Below are 16,725 nucleotides of genomic sequence, written 5' to 3' on the forward strand. Positions count from 1 at the left end.
TTCCTCGTCGGTCTGACTTTTGTTGGATTGCGAGAAATTCCTTTGGATCAAAGACCAGCCCTTCCGGGGGTTGGCATTATGGATTCGTCAGTAATGATGTTTTCTCTTTGGTCAGTTTCGAACTCGCTGCGGCATCGTTTTCCCGGTGTTGTGGTTTTTTTCTTTTACGGAGAGTTTGATCCTGGCTCAGGATGAACGCTGGCGGCGTGCTTAACACATGCAAGTCGAACGGTGAAGCCAAGCTTGCTTGGTGGATCAGTGGCGAACGGGTGAGTAACACGTGAGCAACCTGCCCTGGACTCTGGGATAAGCGCTGGAAACGGTGTCTAATACTGGATATGAGATGTGATCGCATGGTCATGTTTGGAAAGATTTTTCGGTCTGGGATGGGCTCGCGGCCTATCAGCTTGTTGGTGAGGTAATGGCTCACCAAGGCGTCGACGGGTAGCCGGCCTGAGAGGGTGACCGGCCACACTGGGACTGAGACACGGCCCAGACTCCTACGGGAGGCAGCAGTGGGGAATATTGCACAATGGGCGGAAGCCTGATGCAGCAACGCCGCGTGAGGGATGACGGCCTTCGGGTTGTAAACCTCTTTTAGCAGGGAAGAAGCGAAAGTGACGGTACCTGCAGAAAAAGCGCCGGCTAACTACGTGCCAGCAGCCGCGGTAATACGTAGGGCGCAAGCGTTATCCGGAATTATTGGGCGTAAAGAGCTCGTAGGCGGTTTGTCGCGTCTGCTGTGAAATCCCGAGGCTCAACCTCGGGTCTGCAGTGGGTACGGGCAGACTAGAGTGCGGTAGGGGAGATTGGAATTCCTGGTGTAGCGGTGGAATGCGCAGATATCAGGAGGAACACCGATGGCGAAGGCAGATCTCTGGGCCGTAACTGACGCTGAGGAGCGAAAGGGTGGGGAGCAAACAGGCTTAGATACCCTGGTAGTCCACCCCGTAAACGTTGGGAACTAGTTGTGGGGACCATTCCACGGTTTCCGTGACGCAGCTAACGCATTAAGTTCCCCGCCTGGGGAGTACGGCCGCAAGGCTAAAACTCAAAGGAATTGACGGGGACCCGCACAAGCGGCGGAGCATGCGGATTAATTCGATGCAACGCGAAGAACCTTACCAAGGCTTGACATACACCAGAACACCGTAGAAATACGGGACTCTTTGGACACTGGTGAACAGGTGGTGCATGGTTGTCGTCAGCTCGTGTCGTGAGATGTTGGGTTAAGTCCCGCAACGAGCGCAACCCTCGTTCTATGTTGCCAGCACGTAATGGTGGGAACTCATGGGATACTGCCGGGGTCAACTCGGAGGAAGGTGGGGATGACGTCAAATCATCATGCCCCTTATGTCTTGGGCTTCACGCATGCTACAATGGCCGGTACAAAGGGCTGCAATACCGTGAGGTGGAGCGAATCCCAAAAAGCCGGTCCCAGTTCGGATTGAGGTCTGCAACTCGACCTCATGAAGTCGGAGTCGCTAGTAATCGCAGATCAGCAACGCTGCGGTGAATACGTTCCCGGGTCTTGTACACACCGCCCGTCAAGTCATGAAAGTCGGTAACACCTGAAGCCGGTGGCCCAACCCTTGTGGAGGGAGCCGTCGAAGGTGGGATCGGTAATTAGGACTAAGTCGTAACAAGGTAGCCGTACCGGAAGGTGCGGCTGGATCACCTCCTTTCTAAGGAGCATCTGGCATCTCATGGTCTTTCGGGATTGTGGGTGTCCAGGCGCCAGTTCAACACCGGATGTGTGTTGCTGGTAGCTCATGGGTGGAACATTTGACTGGGTGTCGGGGACGATGTTTCTGGGTTTAGTACGTGGCTTGCCACTGGAATGATCCGGGTTCGAAGTTTCTGTCACATGCACGCTGTTGGGTCCTGAGGGGCCGGGCGCTGATCGCGTTGGTTTTCGGACTGGTGTGGTTGGTGTTTGTTCCTCTTGGGCCTGTTCTGGTGCCGGTGTTTCGGTGGCTGGGGTGGGTTCCGCCCGTACTTTGAGAACTACACAGTGGACGCGAGCATCTTCGACATGAGCCTTCGGGTTTGTGTCGTGAAGATGATCTTAAAGATCATTAGTCAATTTTTTGACGATTCAACTCATGTGATTTCAAGTCTTTAAGAGCAAACGGTGGATGCCTTGGCATCTGGAGCCGAAGAAGGACGTAGCAATCTGCGATAAGCCTCGGGGAACTGATAAGCGAGTTTTGATCCGAGGGTGTCCGAATGGGGAAACCCCGCCAGGGCGCGTGCGTACCTGGTGACTCCCGCCTGAATATATAGGGCGGGTAGAGGGAACGTGGGGAAGTGAAACATCTCAGTACCCACAGGAAGAGAAAGCAAAAGCGATTCCGTGAGTAGTGGCGAGCGAAACCGGAAGAGGCTAAACCTAGCGTGTGTGATAGCCGGCAGGTGTTGCACGTTGGGGGTTGTGGGACTTTTCTGATTGTTCTGCCGAGCAGTCGACGTGACAAGAGGGTATAGACGAACGGTTTTGAATGGCCGGTCATAGAGGGTGCGAACCCCGTAGTCGAAATGCCTGTTCTTGGCGTGAAGAGTATCCCAAGTAGCACGGGGCCCGAGAAATCCCGTGTGAATCTGTCAGGACCACCTGATAAGCCTAAATACTCCCAGATGACCGATAGCGGACAAGTACCGTGAGGGAAAGGTGAAAAGTACCCCGGGAGGGGAGTGAAATAGTACCTGAAACCGTTTGCTTACAAACCGTTGGAGCCTCCTTAGTAGGGGTGACAGCGTGCCTTTTGAAGAATGAGCCTGCGAGTTAGCGATACGTGGCGAGGTTAACCCGAGTGGGGTAGCCGTAGCGAAAGCGAGTCTGAATAGGGCGATTCAGTCGCGTGTCCTAGACCCGAAGCGAAGTGATCTATCCATGGCCAGGTTGAAGCGACGGTAAGACGTCGTGGAGGACCGAACCCACTTAGGTTGAAAACTGAGGGGATGAGCTGTGGATAGGGGTGAAAGGCCAATCAAACTTCGTGATAGCTGGTTCTCTCCGAAATGCATTTAGGTGCAGCGTTGCGTGTTTCTTGCCGGAGGTAGAGCTACTGGATGGCCGATGGGCCCTACAAGGTTACTGACGTCAGCCAAACTCCGAATGCCGGTAAGTGAGAGCGCAGCAGTGAGACTGTGGGGGATAAGCTTCATAGTCGAGAGGGAAACAACCCAGACCACCAACTAAGGTCCCTAAGCGCGTGCTAAGTGGGAAAGGATGTGGAGTTGCTTTGACAACCAGGAGGTTGGCTTAGAAGCAGCCACCCTTGAAAGAGTGCGTAATAGCTCACTGGTCAAGTGATTCCGCGCCGACAATGTAACGGGGCTCAAGCACGCCACCGAAGTTGTGGCATTGACATTTTTGGTAGGCCTTCGTGGTCCAGCCGTGTTGATGGGTAGGAGAGCGTCGTGTGGCGAGTGAAGCGGCGGGGTGACCCAGCCGTGGACGCTACACGAGTGAGAATGCAGGCATGAGTAGCGAAAGACGTGTGAGAAACACGTCCTCCGAAAGACCAAGGGTTCCAGGGTCAAGCTAATCTTCCCTGGGTAAGTCGGGACCTAAGGCGAGGCCGACAGGCGTAGTCGATGGACAACGGGTTGATATTCCCGTACCGGCGAAGAACCGCCCAAGCTAATCCAGTGGTGCTAAGAGTCCTAACCAGGAATGGATGGATCCCTTCGGGGTGAAGCCGTCTTGGCGAACGCTCGACCCCATGCTGGTGCGGTTAGCGTATTAACAGGTGTGACGCAGGAAGGTAGCCCAAGCCAGGCGATGGTAGTCCTGGTGCAAGTGCGTAGGCCGACTCTTAGGCAAATCCGGGAGTCATTGAGGCTGAGACACGATGCGGATAAAAAGTGGGTGATCCTATGCTGCCGAGAAAAGCATCGACGCGAGGTTCAAGCCGCCCGTACCCCAAACCGACTCAGGTGGTCAGGTAGAGAATACCAAGGAGATCGAGAGAATCGTGGTTAAGGAACTCGGCAAAATGCCCCCGTAACTTCGGGAGAAGGGGGGCCATCCACTTATTAGGACTTGCTCCGAAAGGGTGTGGTGGCCGCAGAGACTAGTGGGTAGCGACTGTTTACTAAAAACACAGGTCCGTGCCAAGTCGCAAGACGATGTATACGGACTGACGCCTGCCCGGTGCTGGAAGGTTAAGAGGACCGGTTAGCCGCAAGGCGAAGCTGAGAATTTAAGCCCCAGTAAACGGCGGTGGTAACTATAACCATCCTAAGGTAGCGAAATTCCTTGTCGGGTAAGTTCCGACCTGCACGAATGGCGTAACGACTTCCCAACTGTCTCAACCGCGAACTCGGCGAAATTGCATTACGAGTAAAGATGCTCGTTACGCGCAGCAGGACGGAAAGACCCCGTGACCTTTACTACAGCTTGGTATTGGTGTTCGGTGTGGCTTGTGTAGGATAGGTGGGAGACGGTGAAGCATTCACGCCAGTGAGTGTGGAGTCATTGTTGAAATACCACTCTGGTCACTCTGGATATCTAACTTAGGACCGTGATCCGGTTCAGGGACAGTGCCTGGTGGGTAGTTTAACTGGGGCGGTTGCCTCCCAAAATGTAACGGAGGCGCCCAAAGGTTCCCTCAACCTGGTTGGCAATCAGGTGGCGAGTGTAAGTGCACAAGGGAGCTTGACTGTGAGACTGACAGGTCGAGCAGGGACGAAAGTCGGGACTAGTGATCCGGCAGTGGCTTGTGGAAGCGCTGTCGCTCAACGGATAAAAGGTACCTCGGGGATAACAGGCTGATCTTGCCCAAGAGTCCATATCGACGGCATGGTTTGGCACCTCGATGTCGGCTCGTCGCATCCTGGGGCTGGAGTAGGTCCCAAGGGTTGGGCTGTTCGCCCATTAAAGCGGTACGCGAGCTGGGTTTAGAACGTCGTGAGACAGTTCGGTCCCTATCCGCTGCGCGCGTAGGAAGTTTGAGAGGATCTGACCCTAGTACGAGAGGACCGGGTTGGACGAACCTCTGGTGTGTCAGTTGTTCCGCCAGGAGCACCGCTGATTAGCTACGTTCGGGATGGATAACCGCTGAAAGCATCTAAGCGGGAAGCCGGCCTCAAGATGAGACTTCCATACCCTTTACGGGTGAGAGGCTCCCAGCCAGACTACTGGGTTGATAGGCCGGATGTGGAAGCGTAGTAATACGTGAAGCTGACCGGTACTAATAAGCCGATGACTTGATAACACACCGTTTTTGGTGCTTGCGTCCACTGAGTGGTTCTCGATGTACGGTCGAGAACAACACAACAATGAAATATCGTTGTTGGTTTACGAACACATCAATAGTGTTTCGGCGGCCATAGCGAGAGGGAAACGCCCGGTCACATTCCGAACCCGGAAGCTAAGCCTCTCAGCGCCGATGGTACTGCAGGGGGGACCCTGTGGGAGAGTAGGACACCGCCGGACTTCCTTTAGTCGAAATGGCCACCCAACGCTGGGTGGCCATTTCGCATTTACGGGCACGAATACGATGCGCTGGTGCGTGATCCCCACCCCCGTGGGTCCACACCAGCGCACCGTCGTACCCGGCTGCACGTTCACCGTCGCTCGGCCGGAGGGTCGGCGCTACGCTGACCGCATCGATGGAAGGACTCCGCCATGCGATTCAGCCACCTCGGGGCCGATCCCCGTATCCATCCCGATGCCGTCGTCGCGCCTACGGCCGTCATCAGCGGAGACGTGACGGTCGGGGCGGGGTGTCAGGTCCTCCACGGTGCGGTCGTCACGGCGGAGGGCAGTCCCGTCGTCCTGGGGGAGAACACCATCGTGATGGAGAACGCCCTCGTTCGGGCCAGTTCCACTCACGCGGTGCATGTCGGGCGGCACACCCTCATCGGTCCGATGGCGAGTGTCGCGGGCGCCGACATCGGTGCTGAGGTGTTCCTCGCCACCGGCACCCGGGTGTTCAACGGAGCCCAGATCGGCGATCGCAGTGAGGTCCGCATCAATGCCGTCGTCCACGTGCGCACCGTGCTGCCGAGGGGCACCGTCGTTCCGATCTCATGGGTGGCGGTCGGCGACCCGCTGCTCATCCTGCCGCCGGACCGTCATGAGCAGATCTGGGCTGCTCAGAAGGAGCTCGACTTCCCCGGCTACGTGTTCGGACTCGACCGCGAGACTCCCGATCTGATGGTGCAGCTCACCGAGCGTTATGGCCGCAGCCTGGCCCGTCATTCGTCCGACCGTCGTCTCGACTGACGGTTCGTGTCGACTAACGCCGTCGACGCTTCGGAAACGGCGACGCGCCGCCACCCATTCGGGCGACGGCGCGTCACGGGTTCGACGGGGACTCAACCTGTGTTCTGCAGGCCCGCCGCCACACCGCTCACCGACAACAGCAGCAGACGCTGTTGCTCGGTATCCGGGATCTCCGACTCGGGCGACGCATCGCGGAGGGCGCGAAGCGCCCGCAGCTGCAGGAGCGACAGGGCGTCGACGTAGGGGCTGCGCATCTTCACGGCTCGCTGCAGAACGGGCTTGTTGCCGAGCAGGTCACCGCCCGTGATGCGCTCGACCCACGAGCGAGTGAGGAGCATCTCGTCCATGACGAGTTGAGCGAGGTCATCTCGGTTGCCGAGCGCGAGGTAGCGTCGGGCGATACGTTCGTCGGCTTTGGCGAGGCTCATCGCGACATTGTCGATCATCGTGCGGAACAACGGCCACTGCTCGTAGGCCTCGCGGAGACGCTGCTCGTCGTCGACCGCGTCGAGTGCCGTGCCGAGACCGAACCACCCCGCGAGATTGATCCGCGCCTGCGTCCACGAGAACACCCACGGGATCGCGCGGAGGTCTTCGAGCGACTCGACCGACAGACCTCGGCGCGCGGGACGCGAACCGAGCGCCAGGTGCCCGAGCTCCTCCATCGGCGTGACCGTGGCGAACCACGGCGCGAAGCCGGGGGCCTTCACCAGGGCGAAGAAGCGCTCGCGCGAGGCCACGTCCATCGTGCGGGCGACATCCGCGAAGGCGTCGGCCGCACCTCGATTGCGCCGCTCGATGGAGGGGGAGGACGCCGTGAGCACCGCCGCCGCGACCTGGTCGATGTGGCGCATCGCGATGTCGGGATCGCCATAGCGGGCGAAGATGACCTCGCCCTGCTCGGTGAGTTTGAAGCGACCATCGACCGAGTGCGGCGGCTGGGCGAGGATGGCCGAGTTGGCGGGTCCGCCTCCTCGACCGAGCGCGCCACCGCGGCCGTGGAAGAGCGTCAGTTCGATGCCCTCGGCCGCAGCCCAGGTCGAGATCTGCGCTTGGGCCTCGTAGAGTGCGAGGTTTGCGGCGACGGGGCCGACGTCCTTCGAGGAGTCGGAGTAGCCGAGCATGACCTCGAGGCGGCGCCCGGTGGCATCCAGCCGACTGACGAACGAGGGGTGCGTGATGATCTCGGCGAGGATTCCGGGAGCCGCCTGCAGATCGGCGAAGGTCTCGAAGAGTGGGATCACATCGAGCACGGGGAGCGTCTCACCCGGGCCCATCGCGTGCAAGGCGAGTTCGTGCACGTTCGCGAGGTCCTCGGCCGACTGCGTGAACGAGACGATGTAGCGTCCGGCCGCGCGGGGTCCGAAGCGCTCCTGCACGTAGGCGATGGAGCGGAAGACCTCGAGCACCTCGTCGGTCAGTTCGCTGCGCTGCCCGCCGGCGCGAAGCTCCTCGAGGACCTTGCGGTGCACCGCGGAGTGCTGGCGGACCTCGAGTTCCGTGAGGTGGAAGCCGTACGTCTCGACCTGCCACACCAGTCTCTGCAGCGCACCGTACGCCTGCCGCGCGGCGCCGGCGGCCACGAGGGAATTCTGCACCGTTCGCAGATCGGCGAGCAGGTGTTCGGGGTCGCGGTACGCCAGATCGGCGTTTCGAGTGCGGGTCGCGGCGATCTTCCGGGCGAGCAGCAACAGGATCCGACGGTGCGGCTCTTCGGGGGAGCGCTCCGCGATCTCTGCTGCTGCGTCCTCGTCGGCGGCACGGAGGCGGTGCCACAGCGCAACGAGAGCGTCGCTGGGCGGGGTGGTGCCGGCATCCAGGGTCAAACCCCGTCCCACGCGGAGCGCGGTGCGCTCGAGGCCCAGGAGAACGTGCTCGCTCGCGATCGAGGCTGCCTTGCGGGTTACTGATGCCGTGACGAACGGGTTGCCGTCACGGTCTCCGCCGACCCATGAACCGACCCGGACGAACGGCTTCACGATGGGCGCGCGAGAACCCGCGTTCTCGCCCTGGAGGATGTCGTCGATGCGGCGGTAGACGTGCGGTACGGCCGTGTAGAGCGTCTCGTCGAAGACGGCCATGACCGAGCGCACCTCGTCGACGGGAGACGGCTTCTCGCGGCGGAGGGGCGCGGTGCGCCAGAGCGTGTCGATCTCTTCCAGCATGCGGCGCTCGGTGCGGCGCGTCTCGGCCGCGTTCTCGCCCGCCCCGTCGCGTTCGCCGAGAAGTTCCGACAGGCGTCGGATGCTCGTCGAAATCGCCCGGCGTCGAGCCTCGGTGGGGTGAGCCGTGAAGACCGGGTGGAAGCGCAGGGCCTGGAGACGCGCGAGGGCGGTCTCTTCGCCGACCTCGCTCGACAGCCGCTCGAAGGCGCTGGCGATCGTGTCGGGGATCCCGCTGCGGGAGGGCTGGTCACCGCGCTCGCGCAGGACGCGCACGCGCTGGTGCTCCTCGACGAGGTTGACGAGATGGAAGTACGCCGTGAAGGCACGGGCGACTTCGTCGGCCCGTTCGATCGAGAAGTCGTCGGCGATGGCCGCCGCCCGCTCGAATGCGGCGGACGTCTCGTCGGTGTAGGCCTGGATCGTCGCCGAACGCAGTCGTTCGACGTCGTCGTACAGGCCGGGGGAGCCGCTCTCCCGGAGAACACGGCCCAGCAATGATCCGAGCAGGCGCACGTCGGCACGCATCTGCTCGGGGAGCTCTTGGCCGGCTTCGAAGCGGCCCACGAGGTCGATGGCCTCGGTCGGGGTCAGATCACGCACACGGCCAAGATTATCCGCGTCGCGTTGCGCGCAGATGACACGTCGGCGAGCTGGTCCCCGTAGAGGGCGTAGGGAGGAGCCGTGGGGCGGCTTCGGTGGCGCGCCGCGCGGCGGAGATTCTCCGGTCTGGGGGACGGATCGCGATCGGTGCACGACCGAGGCCGGATCTCCGAGCGAACTTTTCCGACGTCGGCGGCGGGCGCTCCCGGGTTCGTCTCGACACACGGAGACTCTTCGAGCGGAAGAAACCCGCGCGGCGGCCCGCCGTGATCCGGTGTGCACGTCGCGCCAGCGGGGTCCGCCACGAGCGCGGGATGGGTTGCGGCAGCCCCGGATCCGACTCGGCTCGCCGGAGGAAGCAGCACGCGAGGCATACTCGGGGGAGCGTTTCCCGCAGACCGGTGGATGCCGGGCGCCGCGGGTCGCGGAAGGAGATCCCGTGAGCGACGACGCCCTGCGAGAGGCCGCCGCCACCATGCGCGCCGTGCGCGAACGGTGCGTGTGGACGCAGCAGATCGACCATCGCGACCTCGTGCCCTATCTGGTCGAGGAGAGCGCCGAGGTGATCGACGCGGTCGAGACCGGAACACGATCCGACTTGCGGGAAGAACTCGGCGACCTGCTGTGGCAGGTGCTGTTCCACGCCGAGATCGCATCGGGTGATGCCGACGAGCCGTTCGACATCGACGACGTCGCGCGGGGGCTCACCGAGAAGATGGTGCGCCGGCATCCGCACGTGTTCGGGGACGCCGTGGCATCCACACCGGAAGAGGTGCTCGTCCACTGGAACGCCGCGAAGGCGTCCGAGAAGCGAGAGCGCACGAGCGTGCTCGACGGCGTGAGTGAGCACATGCCCTCGCTCGCCCTCGCGCAGAAGCTCGTGGGCAAGGCGGCGCAGGTCGGGGTGTCCGCCCCCTCGCACCACCTCGCTGATCCTGAGACGGAGACCGAACTCGGCGATGCGCTGCTGACGCTGGTGCAGTTCGCTCGCGAGCACGGCTGGGATGCCGAACGCGCTCTGCGTGAGCGGCTCCGGACGCTGCGTACCGACGTGCGCGCGGCGGAGGGGGACGCGGTCTCTTCGGTCGGCTGATCTCCGCGACCCGCGAGGGCACACGATCGGGACGAGGCGATACGAGGCGGTGGGGCGGGAACGAGTGGTCTCGTGCGGAACGTGTGAACTCGAGCCCGCGCGGGGTACCGCCGGGAGCCTGGAACAATGGATCCGTGGCATCCGTGAACCCGCCGCGCGGCATGCGCGACTTCCTCCCCGCTGACAAGGCCCGTCGCGAGCGCGTGCTCGCCGTCATCCGCGAGCGTTACCGCGCTCACGGGTTCGACGAGATCGAGACGCCCGTCATGGAGGACTACGACCGGCTCCACGCCGGCATCGGCGGCGACAACGAGAAGCTGTCGTTCAGCATCCTGAAGCGGGGGATGGATGCCGAGGGAATCCGGGCCGCGGCCGATGATCCGGCCGCCCTCGCCGACCTAGGCCTGCGGTACGACCTGACGGTGCCGCTCGCGCGTTTCTACGCCACGCACCGCGCCCAGCTTCCGACGGTGTTCCGGGCGATCCAGATCGCGCCCGTGTGGCGCGCTGAGCGCCCGCAGAAGGGTCGCTACCGCCAGTTCGTGCAGTGCGACATCGACGTGATCGGCGACCCCTCCGCCCGCGCCGAGGCGGAGCTCATGACGGCGAGCCTCGACGTGCTCGACGCCCTGGGGCTGGAGGGCGGCTCGATCCGCGTCAACGACCGCCGTCTGCTCGACGCGATGCTCGACGTCTTCGGCTTCGCCCCCGCCGAGCGCCCCGGGGTGCTCATCACGATCGACAAGCTCGACAAGATCGGCCCGGCCGGCGTCGTGACGGAACTGCGCGACCGTGGCGCGGGCGCAGATGCCGTCGACGCGTTCGCGGCTTATCTCGAGCGTCCCGCGGGTTCCCCGTCGTTCGACGAGGCCGGCATTCGCGCGGCGCTGCCCGACGGCATCCCCGACGAGGTCGTCGCCCACCTGGTCGACCTCGGCTCGACCGTCGCGGCCGCCCGGGGTGCGGAGGCGCCCCTCGTGTTCGACCCGTTCCTCGTGCGGGGCATGGGCTACTACACCGGCACGATCTTCGAACTCGCCCACCCGAGCGTCGACTACTCCCTCGGCGGGGGCGGTCGCTACGACGGGATGATCGGGCGGTTCCTCGGTCAGCCGGTGCCGGCCGTGGGCTTCTCGATCGGTTTCGAGCGACTCGTCGACCTGCTTCCCGACACGGATGCTGACGGCGAGCGGTCCATCGTGCTCGTGCACGACCGCGATGTGGCTCTCCCTCAACTGCTCGCCCTCAAGGCCCACCTCGTGGCGCGGGGCGCGCGCGTGCGCGTCGAGCAGCGGGCCAAGAACATGAAGGCGCTGCTCGAGCGCTCGGCGGCTGACGGCTACTCGTCGTTCGCGAGCGTGAACGCCGGCACCACGGTCGAGACCCTCGAACTGAAGCCTCTCGACTGAGCGGGTCCGACCGCCGGGGTCGGGTCACGCCACCGCGCTGATCAACGCCTCGGCGGGACTCTCGGCCGCGAGGCGTTCCAGGCGCGCTGCCGTCTCGGCATCCCGGGGCGAGAACCACACCACGCGCGAGCCGAGGCCGTCGTCGATCCACAGGCTCGACATCTCGAGGTGCAATTCGCCGACGCGGGCGTGCACGAGGTGCTTGTCGGCGTTGCGCTCGCCGCCGACGTCGCCCAGGCGCCAGAGCTCGGCGAAGCGCGGGGACTGCTCCTCGAGCTCGGCGATGAACCGCTGCCACGACGGCTCTTCGTGGTGGCGGCCGTACGCGGCGCGCAGACGCGCGGCGATGCGACGCTGGGCGTGGTCGAGGTCGACGTGCGAACGCTGCCACTCGGAGTCGGTGAACAGCAGCACAGCGCAGTTGCGTCGGTCGGCGGGCATCTCGTCGAGGTCGTCGAAGAGGTAGCGGTAGGCGCGGTTGTACGCGCGGATGTCGAAGCGCGCGGTCTGCACGGCCGCGGGATAGGGCAGGAGCTTCTCGAGCAGGTCGAGGTGGGCGGCCCCGACGCACACTCGCGCCTCACGGTCCGGCACGGGGAGGTCGGCCAGGGCGAAGAGGTGGTCGCGCTCGTCGTCGCTGAGCCGCAGCGCACGGGCGATGGCGGCGACGACCTGGGTGGAGGCCGCGATCGGGCGGCCCTGCTCGAGCCAGGTGTACCAGGTGAGGCCGACGCCGGCGAGCTGAGCGACCTCTTCGCGGCGGAGGCCGGCGACACGGCGACGCGTTCCCTCCGGGAGCCCCACGTCGGCGGGGCGCAACCGCGCGCGTCTGCTGCGCAGGAACCCCGCGAACTCGGCGCGGACGTCATCGGATCGAGTCACGGCATCCCTTCCTTCCCGAGATCATAGATTCGCCGTGCGACATCGCGCGCGACGGTGGGGAGTGCTCGCAGTACCAGGATGAGCGCACTCCTGGTACCAGGATGCCCCGGGCTCCATGCTGGCACCATGACGACCTCCGCACACCCCGCGACGGGGACCGCCCCGGTGCCGATCGGCCCGGGCGCGTTCACCGACGTGGCCACCTGGCGATACCTCGGATTCCTGCTGGGCCCGGGCGTCGGCACGTTCGCCTTCAACGCGGTGACGGTGATCCTGCCGACGCTGCGCGAGCGCTTCGGCGCGGGTGACGTCTCGCTCGAGCTCGTCATCGCGGGGTACGGCATCCCCTTCGCCGTCCTGCTCATCCTCGGCGGCCGACTCGGTGACCGCTTCGGGCGGCACCGCCTGTACGTCATCGGAATGGGTCTGTTCCTCGTCTCGGCGCTCGCCTGCGCGCTCGCGCCCTCGATCGAGACGCTGATCGCCGCCCGGGTGGTGCAGGGCGTCGGCGCGGCCCTGTGCACACCGCAGGTGCTGGCGACGATCCAGGCCACGTCGCAGGGCGCCGCTCGCACCCGCGCGATCGCCGCGTTCGGGGCGAGCGGAGGCATCGGCGCCGCGGTCGGTCAGGTCGCTGGCGGAGCCCTCGCGGCGCTGTCGTTCGGCCCCGTCGAGGGCTGGCGCGCCGTGTTCGTGGTCGTCGCCCTCATCGCCGCAGCCGCGATCTCGCTGGCCCCGCTCGCTCCGCGCTCACGCGCGCACGAGGTCGTCGCGATCGACCTGGTCGGCACCGCCGCGCTGGGGCTCGGCATCCTGGCCGCGTCCGTGGCGCTGACGTTCGGGCCGGTCTGGAACTGGTCGTGGCCCGTCGCGGCGGCGCTGGTGATCGCGGCGGTGTCGCTGACGGCGATGTGGAGGCACCAGAACGCGATCGAGCGCGCGGGTCGGGTGCCGCTGCTCCCGCCGAGCGTGCTGCGGCTGCGCCCTCTGCAGCTGGGGCTCCTGGCCGCGGGGCTCTTCTTCGCGGGGTATTCGGCGTTGCTGTACGTCTTCCCCCGCGCGGTGGAGGCGGGCGGGCTGACCTCGCTCGAGGCCGGCATGGCTCTGCTGCCCTTCGCGGTCGTGTTCGCGGGCGTCTCTCTCACGGTCGCGCGCGTGCAGAGTCGGCTGGGGGATTCGACACTGGTGCTCGGCGTCTCGCTGCAGATCGTCGCGCTCATCGGCATGGCCGTGACCCTCGTCCTGGCGTGGGGAACCGACGTCGGCGTCTGGCTGCAGCCCGCGCTCATCCTGCTCGGAGCGGGCCAAGCGCTGATCTTCTCGCCGCTGACCCAGCTCGTGGTCCGCGAGGTACCGGTCGAGGCCGCCGGACTGTCGGGCGGGATGTTCAGCACCGCCCAGCAGCTCGCCCTGTCGTTCGGCGTGATCGTGATCGGCGGGGTCGTGACCCTCACCGGCGTCGGCGGCCGCGCCGAACTGCTGGCGGGACTCGCCCTCGACGTCGTGCTCGCGGTGGCCGTACTCGCACTCGCGGTCGCGTTGCGCGCACGGAGCCGCCGCGCCGCGTGAGCCGCGTTCCGCGGCGTCACCCGCCCCGCGATCGCTCGCTCCGCGCCGGCATTCACGGGATGCCGGGAGCCGGCGGTCGCCCCCGTGTCACAGCCCGGCCACCCGGCGTTCACCGCGGGCCGGTGTCATCGGGGGATGCGCTCGTCTCGACCGGTGACCCTGGCCGCGGCCTCGGTCGTGGCGCTCGTGGGAGCGGGAGCCGTGGGGATGCGCACTCTCATCGCCCGACAGGCCGCCATCGCCCGCCGCCGTATCGGCAAACCCCTCGGCGAGCAGGCTCTCGACGCCGACCGCGTGTGGCGGCGCAAGAAACACCCCGGGGAGCCTGTGGAGCTCCTCCTTCTCGGCGACTCCATCGCGGCGGGTCTCGGCGCCGGCCATCGTCGCGACACGCTCGGCGCCCGCCTCGCGAAAGGAATCGCGCGAGAAGCGGGGCGGCCGGTACGCCTGCGCACGGCCGCCGTGGTGGGCTCCGAGACGTCCGCCCTCGCGGCGCAGATCGCCTCGCTCCCGGCGGGATATCGCGCCGACGCCGCGCTGATCGTCGTGGGCGGCAACGACGTGACGCACCGTGTGCCGGCGTCCCGGTCGGCGGAGCAACTCGAGGGGGTCGTGCGTGCGCTGCGGGCCGACGGCATCCCGGTGGTGGTCGGCACCTGTCCGGATCTGGGGACGCTCCGGGCGATCCCGCAGCCCCTGCGCGCGCTCGCCGCGCGCTCGTCACGGCAATTGGCCGCCGCTCAGGCCGCCGCGGTGCATCGCGCCGGTGGGCGCGTCGTCGCCCTCTCGCGGGCGGTGGGCCCGGTCTTCGCCGAGAGTCCCGACGAGATGTTCAGCGTCGACCGCTTCCACCCGAGCGCCCTCGGATACCGGCGTACGGCGGAGGCGCTGCTCCCGGCCGTGCTGGCGGTGCTGGAGTCCCCGCCCCCACGGTCGACGGAAGAGCCCGTGGAGGACTCTTCGGAGAGCGCACGGCCGAGCCCTCCGCGTGCACCGCGGCGGAGCCCGCCACCGCACGGTCCTGCTCGGGAATCCCCACCTCGCGCATAGCCGCCGGATCTATTTTTCTCGCACGCCTCCCATCGATATCTTCCTCAGCACCTGGCGCGCCGATCCGATCACGCTCGGCGTGCTCCTCGTGGCATCCGTCGCGTACCTGTTCGGCGTCGCTCGGGCGAACCGTCGTGGTCCGCGCTGGCCGATGCGCCGCACGATCGGCTTCTTCGCGATCGGTCTGCTCCCGTACGCCGTGATCGAGCTCGGCTTCCTGGGGGTGTACTCCTCGGAGCTGCGGTGGGCCTTCTCGACCCGCATCGCGCTGCTGATCTTCGCGGTGCCCGCCGGTATCGCCGCGGGTCGCCCCCTGGATCTCCTCGCCCGAGCCGGGGGAGAAGCCGTGATCGATCGCGTCCTCTCGGCACGCGTGACCCGCATCTTCGGCAACGCGATGGTCGCCACCGTCGTCATCGCCGCGGTGTTCTGCGTGTTCCTCACGCCGCTCGCCGGCGTCCTGCGCGTGAACCCGGTGGTCGAGGCGTCGCTCGGCATCGTCGTCCCGGTGGTCGGGCTGGCGATGGTGCTGCCGATGATGGCGCTCGGCGCCGTGCACTCCGGCACCTTCATCGCGATCGAGTTCCTGCTGGCGTTCGTGGAGCTGCTGATCGACTCCGTCCCGGGTCTGCTGATGCGCCTGAACGACACCGTCCTCGGTCTGATCCCGGATGCCACGCGGGCGGCGTCGTGGTGGCCGTCGATGCTGCACGACCAGCACCTCGCCGGCGACTGGATCTGGTTCATCGCCGAGTTCGCCGACGTGCCGATCCTGGTGCTGCTGATGATCCGGTGGATGCGCAGCGATCGGGTCGAGGCGAGGGGCTTCGACGACCTGTCCGACGAGGAGTACGCCGAGATGACCCGCGCGCACCTCCGCGGAGAGCGTTGACCCCCGCGGCCCCCGCCGACAGGCTGGGATCGTGCCCACCCACGACGACGTCGACGCCTTCCTCACCACCACGCTGATCGGGGGCGACCCCACCCTGGACGCCGCGCTGCGGGCGCAGCACGACGCCGGTCTCCCGGCGATCGAGGTGGCCCCGGTCAATGCGAAGTTCCTGCATCTGCTGACCCGCATCGCCCGAGCCCGCCGAGTGCTCGAGGTCGGCACCCTCGGCGGATACTCGACCATCTGGTTCGCCCGTGCCGTCGGTGCGGAGGGTCTGGTGGTCACGATCGAAGCCGAGCCGGCCAACGCCGACCTCGCCCGCGCCAATCTCGAACGAGCCGGGGTCTCGGACCGTGTCCAGATCCGCGTCGGACGCGGCGCCGACGTGCTGCCGACCCTCGCCGGCGGCGAGCCGTTCGACCTCGTCTTCATCGACGCCGACAAGGAGTCGAACACCGTGTACCTCGACTGGGCCGCGCGTCTGGGCCGCCCGGGCACGGTCGTCGTGCTCGACAACGTCGTGCGCGCCGGCGAGGTCGCCGACGCCGAGACCCCCGACACCAAGGTGCAGGGCGCGCGGCGCGGCGTCGAGATGCTCGGCGCCGACCCCCGCTTCGACGCCACCGCCCTGCAGACCCTCGACCGCAAGGGCTGGGACGGCATGGCGCTCGCGATCGTGGTGGACCCCGTGGCAAGTGCCGGAGCCTGAGGAGGTCCCTGAGCGCGGTGAGGTCCCTGAGCGCGGTGAGGTCCCTGAGCGCGGTGAGGCCCCTGAGCGCGGTGAGGCCCCTGAGCGCGGTGAGGTCCCTGAGCGTGGTGAGGTCCCTGAG

Annotated in this window: 9 protein-coding genes and 3 rRNA genes; 10 read left to right on the forward strand and 2 right to left on the reverse strand. The window is 65.6% G+C overall.

The window, feature by feature from the left end; genetic code table 11:
• The first annotated feature begins 163 nt into the window (after positions 1-163).
• From ACTJJP_RS00005 to ACTJJP_RS00020, 4 genes are all read left to right on the forward strand, one after another.
• A 16S ribosomal RNA gene (locus tag ACTJJP_RS00005) occupies positions 164-1,685 on the forward strand.
• Positions 1,686-2,111: 426 nt separating this feature from the next.
• A 23S ribosomal RNA gene (locus ACTJJP_RS00010) occupies positions 2,112-5,222 on the forward strand.
• A 104-nt stretch (positions 5,223-5,326) separates the two neighbouring features.
• Positions 5,327-5,443: ribosomal RNA gene (gene rrf / locus ACTJJP_RS00015) — 5S ribosomal RNA — on the forward strand.
• Together the 16S, 23S and 5S rRNA genes form the textbook arrangement of a ribosomal RNA operon.
• Before the next feature lie 192 nt (positions 5,444-5,635).
• On the forward strand, positions 5,636-6,235 hold the full coding sequence (locus tag ACTJJP_RS00020; protein WP_440773026.1) for a gamma carbonic anhydrase family protein: 600 nt from the start codon (positions 5,636-5,638) through the stop codon (positions 6,233-6,235).
• Positions 6,236-6,327: 92 nt separating this feature from the next.
• Here the strand turns inward: ACTJJP_RS00020 and ACTJJP_RS00025 are convergent, their stop codons facing one another.
• The gene (locus ACTJJP_RS00025) at positions 6,328-9,000 is read right to left on the reverse strand and encodes a phosphoenolpyruvate carboxylase (RefSeq protein ID WP_440773027.1); all 2,673 of its coding nucleotides are present in this window, start codon (positions 8,998-9,000) and stop codon (positions 6,328-6,330) included.
• 475 nt (positions 9,001-9,475) lie between these two features.
• Between ACTJJP_RS00025 and ACTJJP_RS00030 the strand changes: the two genes are divergently transcribed.
• Together ACTJJP_RS00030 and hisS are read left to right on the forward strand one after the other, a co-directional pair.
• The gene (locus ACTJJP_RS00030; protein WP_440773659.1) at positions 9,476-10,093 is read left to right on the forward strand and encodes a MazG family protein; all 618 of its coding nucleotides are present in this window, start codon (positions 9,476-9,478) and stop codon (positions 10,091-10,093) included.
• Positions 10,094-10,254: 161 nt separating this feature from the next.
• On the forward strand, positions 10,255-11,502 hold the full coding sequence (gene hisS / locus ACTJJP_RS00035) for a histidine--tRNA ligase (RefSeq protein WP_440773660.1): 1,248 nt from the start codon (positions 10,255-10,257) through the stop codon (positions 11,500-11,502).
• A 24-nt stretch (positions 11,503-11,526) separates the two neighbouring features.
• On the opposite strand, the gene ACTJJP_RS00040 is transcribed toward hisS, so the two are convergent.
• Positions 11,527-12,384, reverse strand: a complete 858-nt coding sequence (locus tag ACTJJP_RS00040; RefSeq protein ID WP_440773028.1) for a helix-turn-helix transcriptional regulator — start codon at positions 12,382-12,384, stop codon at positions 11,527-11,529.
• 126 nt (positions 12,385-12,510) lie between these two features.
• On the opposite strand from ACTJJP_RS00040, the gene ACTJJP_RS00045 reads away from it, so the two are divergent.
• The 4 genes from ACTJJP_RS00045 to ACTJJP_RS00060 all read left to right on the forward strand — a co-directional run bounded on the left by ACTJJP_RS00045 (position 12,511) and on the right by ACTJJP_RS00060 (position 16,604).
• The gene (locus ACTJJP_RS00045; protein ID WP_440773029.1) at positions 12,511-13,953 is read left to right on the forward strand and encodes an MFS transporter; all 1,443 of its coding nucleotides are present in this window, start codon (positions 12,511-12,513) and stop codon (positions 13,951-13,953) included.
• A 135-nt stretch (positions 13,954-14,088) separates the two neighbouring features.
• Positions 14,089-15,003 (forward strand): SGNH/GDSL hydrolase family protein, encoded by a 915-nt coding sequence (locus tag ACTJJP_RS00050; protein ID WP_440773030.1) that lies wholly within the window; start codon positions 14,089-14,091, stop codon positions 15,001-15,003.
• The gene (locus tag ACTJJP_RS00055) at positions 14,942-15,895 is read left to right on the forward strand and encodes a cytochrome c oxidase assembly protein (protein ID WP_440773031.1); all 954 of its coding nucleotides are present in this window, start codon (positions 14,942-14,944) and stop codon (positions 15,893-15,895) included. The genes ACTJJP_RS00050 and ACTJJP_RS00055 overlap by 62 nt, the downstream gene beginning before the upstream one ends.
• Before the next feature lie 31 nt (positions 15,896-15,926).
• Positions 15,927-16,604 (forward strand): O-methyltransferase, encoded by a 678-nt coding sequence (locus tag ACTJJP_RS00060; protein ID WP_440773032.1) that lies wholly within the window; start codon positions 15,927-15,929, stop codon positions 16,602-16,604.
• The last annotated feature ends 121 nt before the right edge of the window (positions 16,605-16,725 follow it).

This window comes from Microbacterium sp. 22296 (assembly GCF_052045385.1).
Taxonomy (GTDB): domain Bacteria; phylum Actinomycetota; class Actinomycetes; order Actinomycetales; family Microbacteriaceae; genus Microbacterium.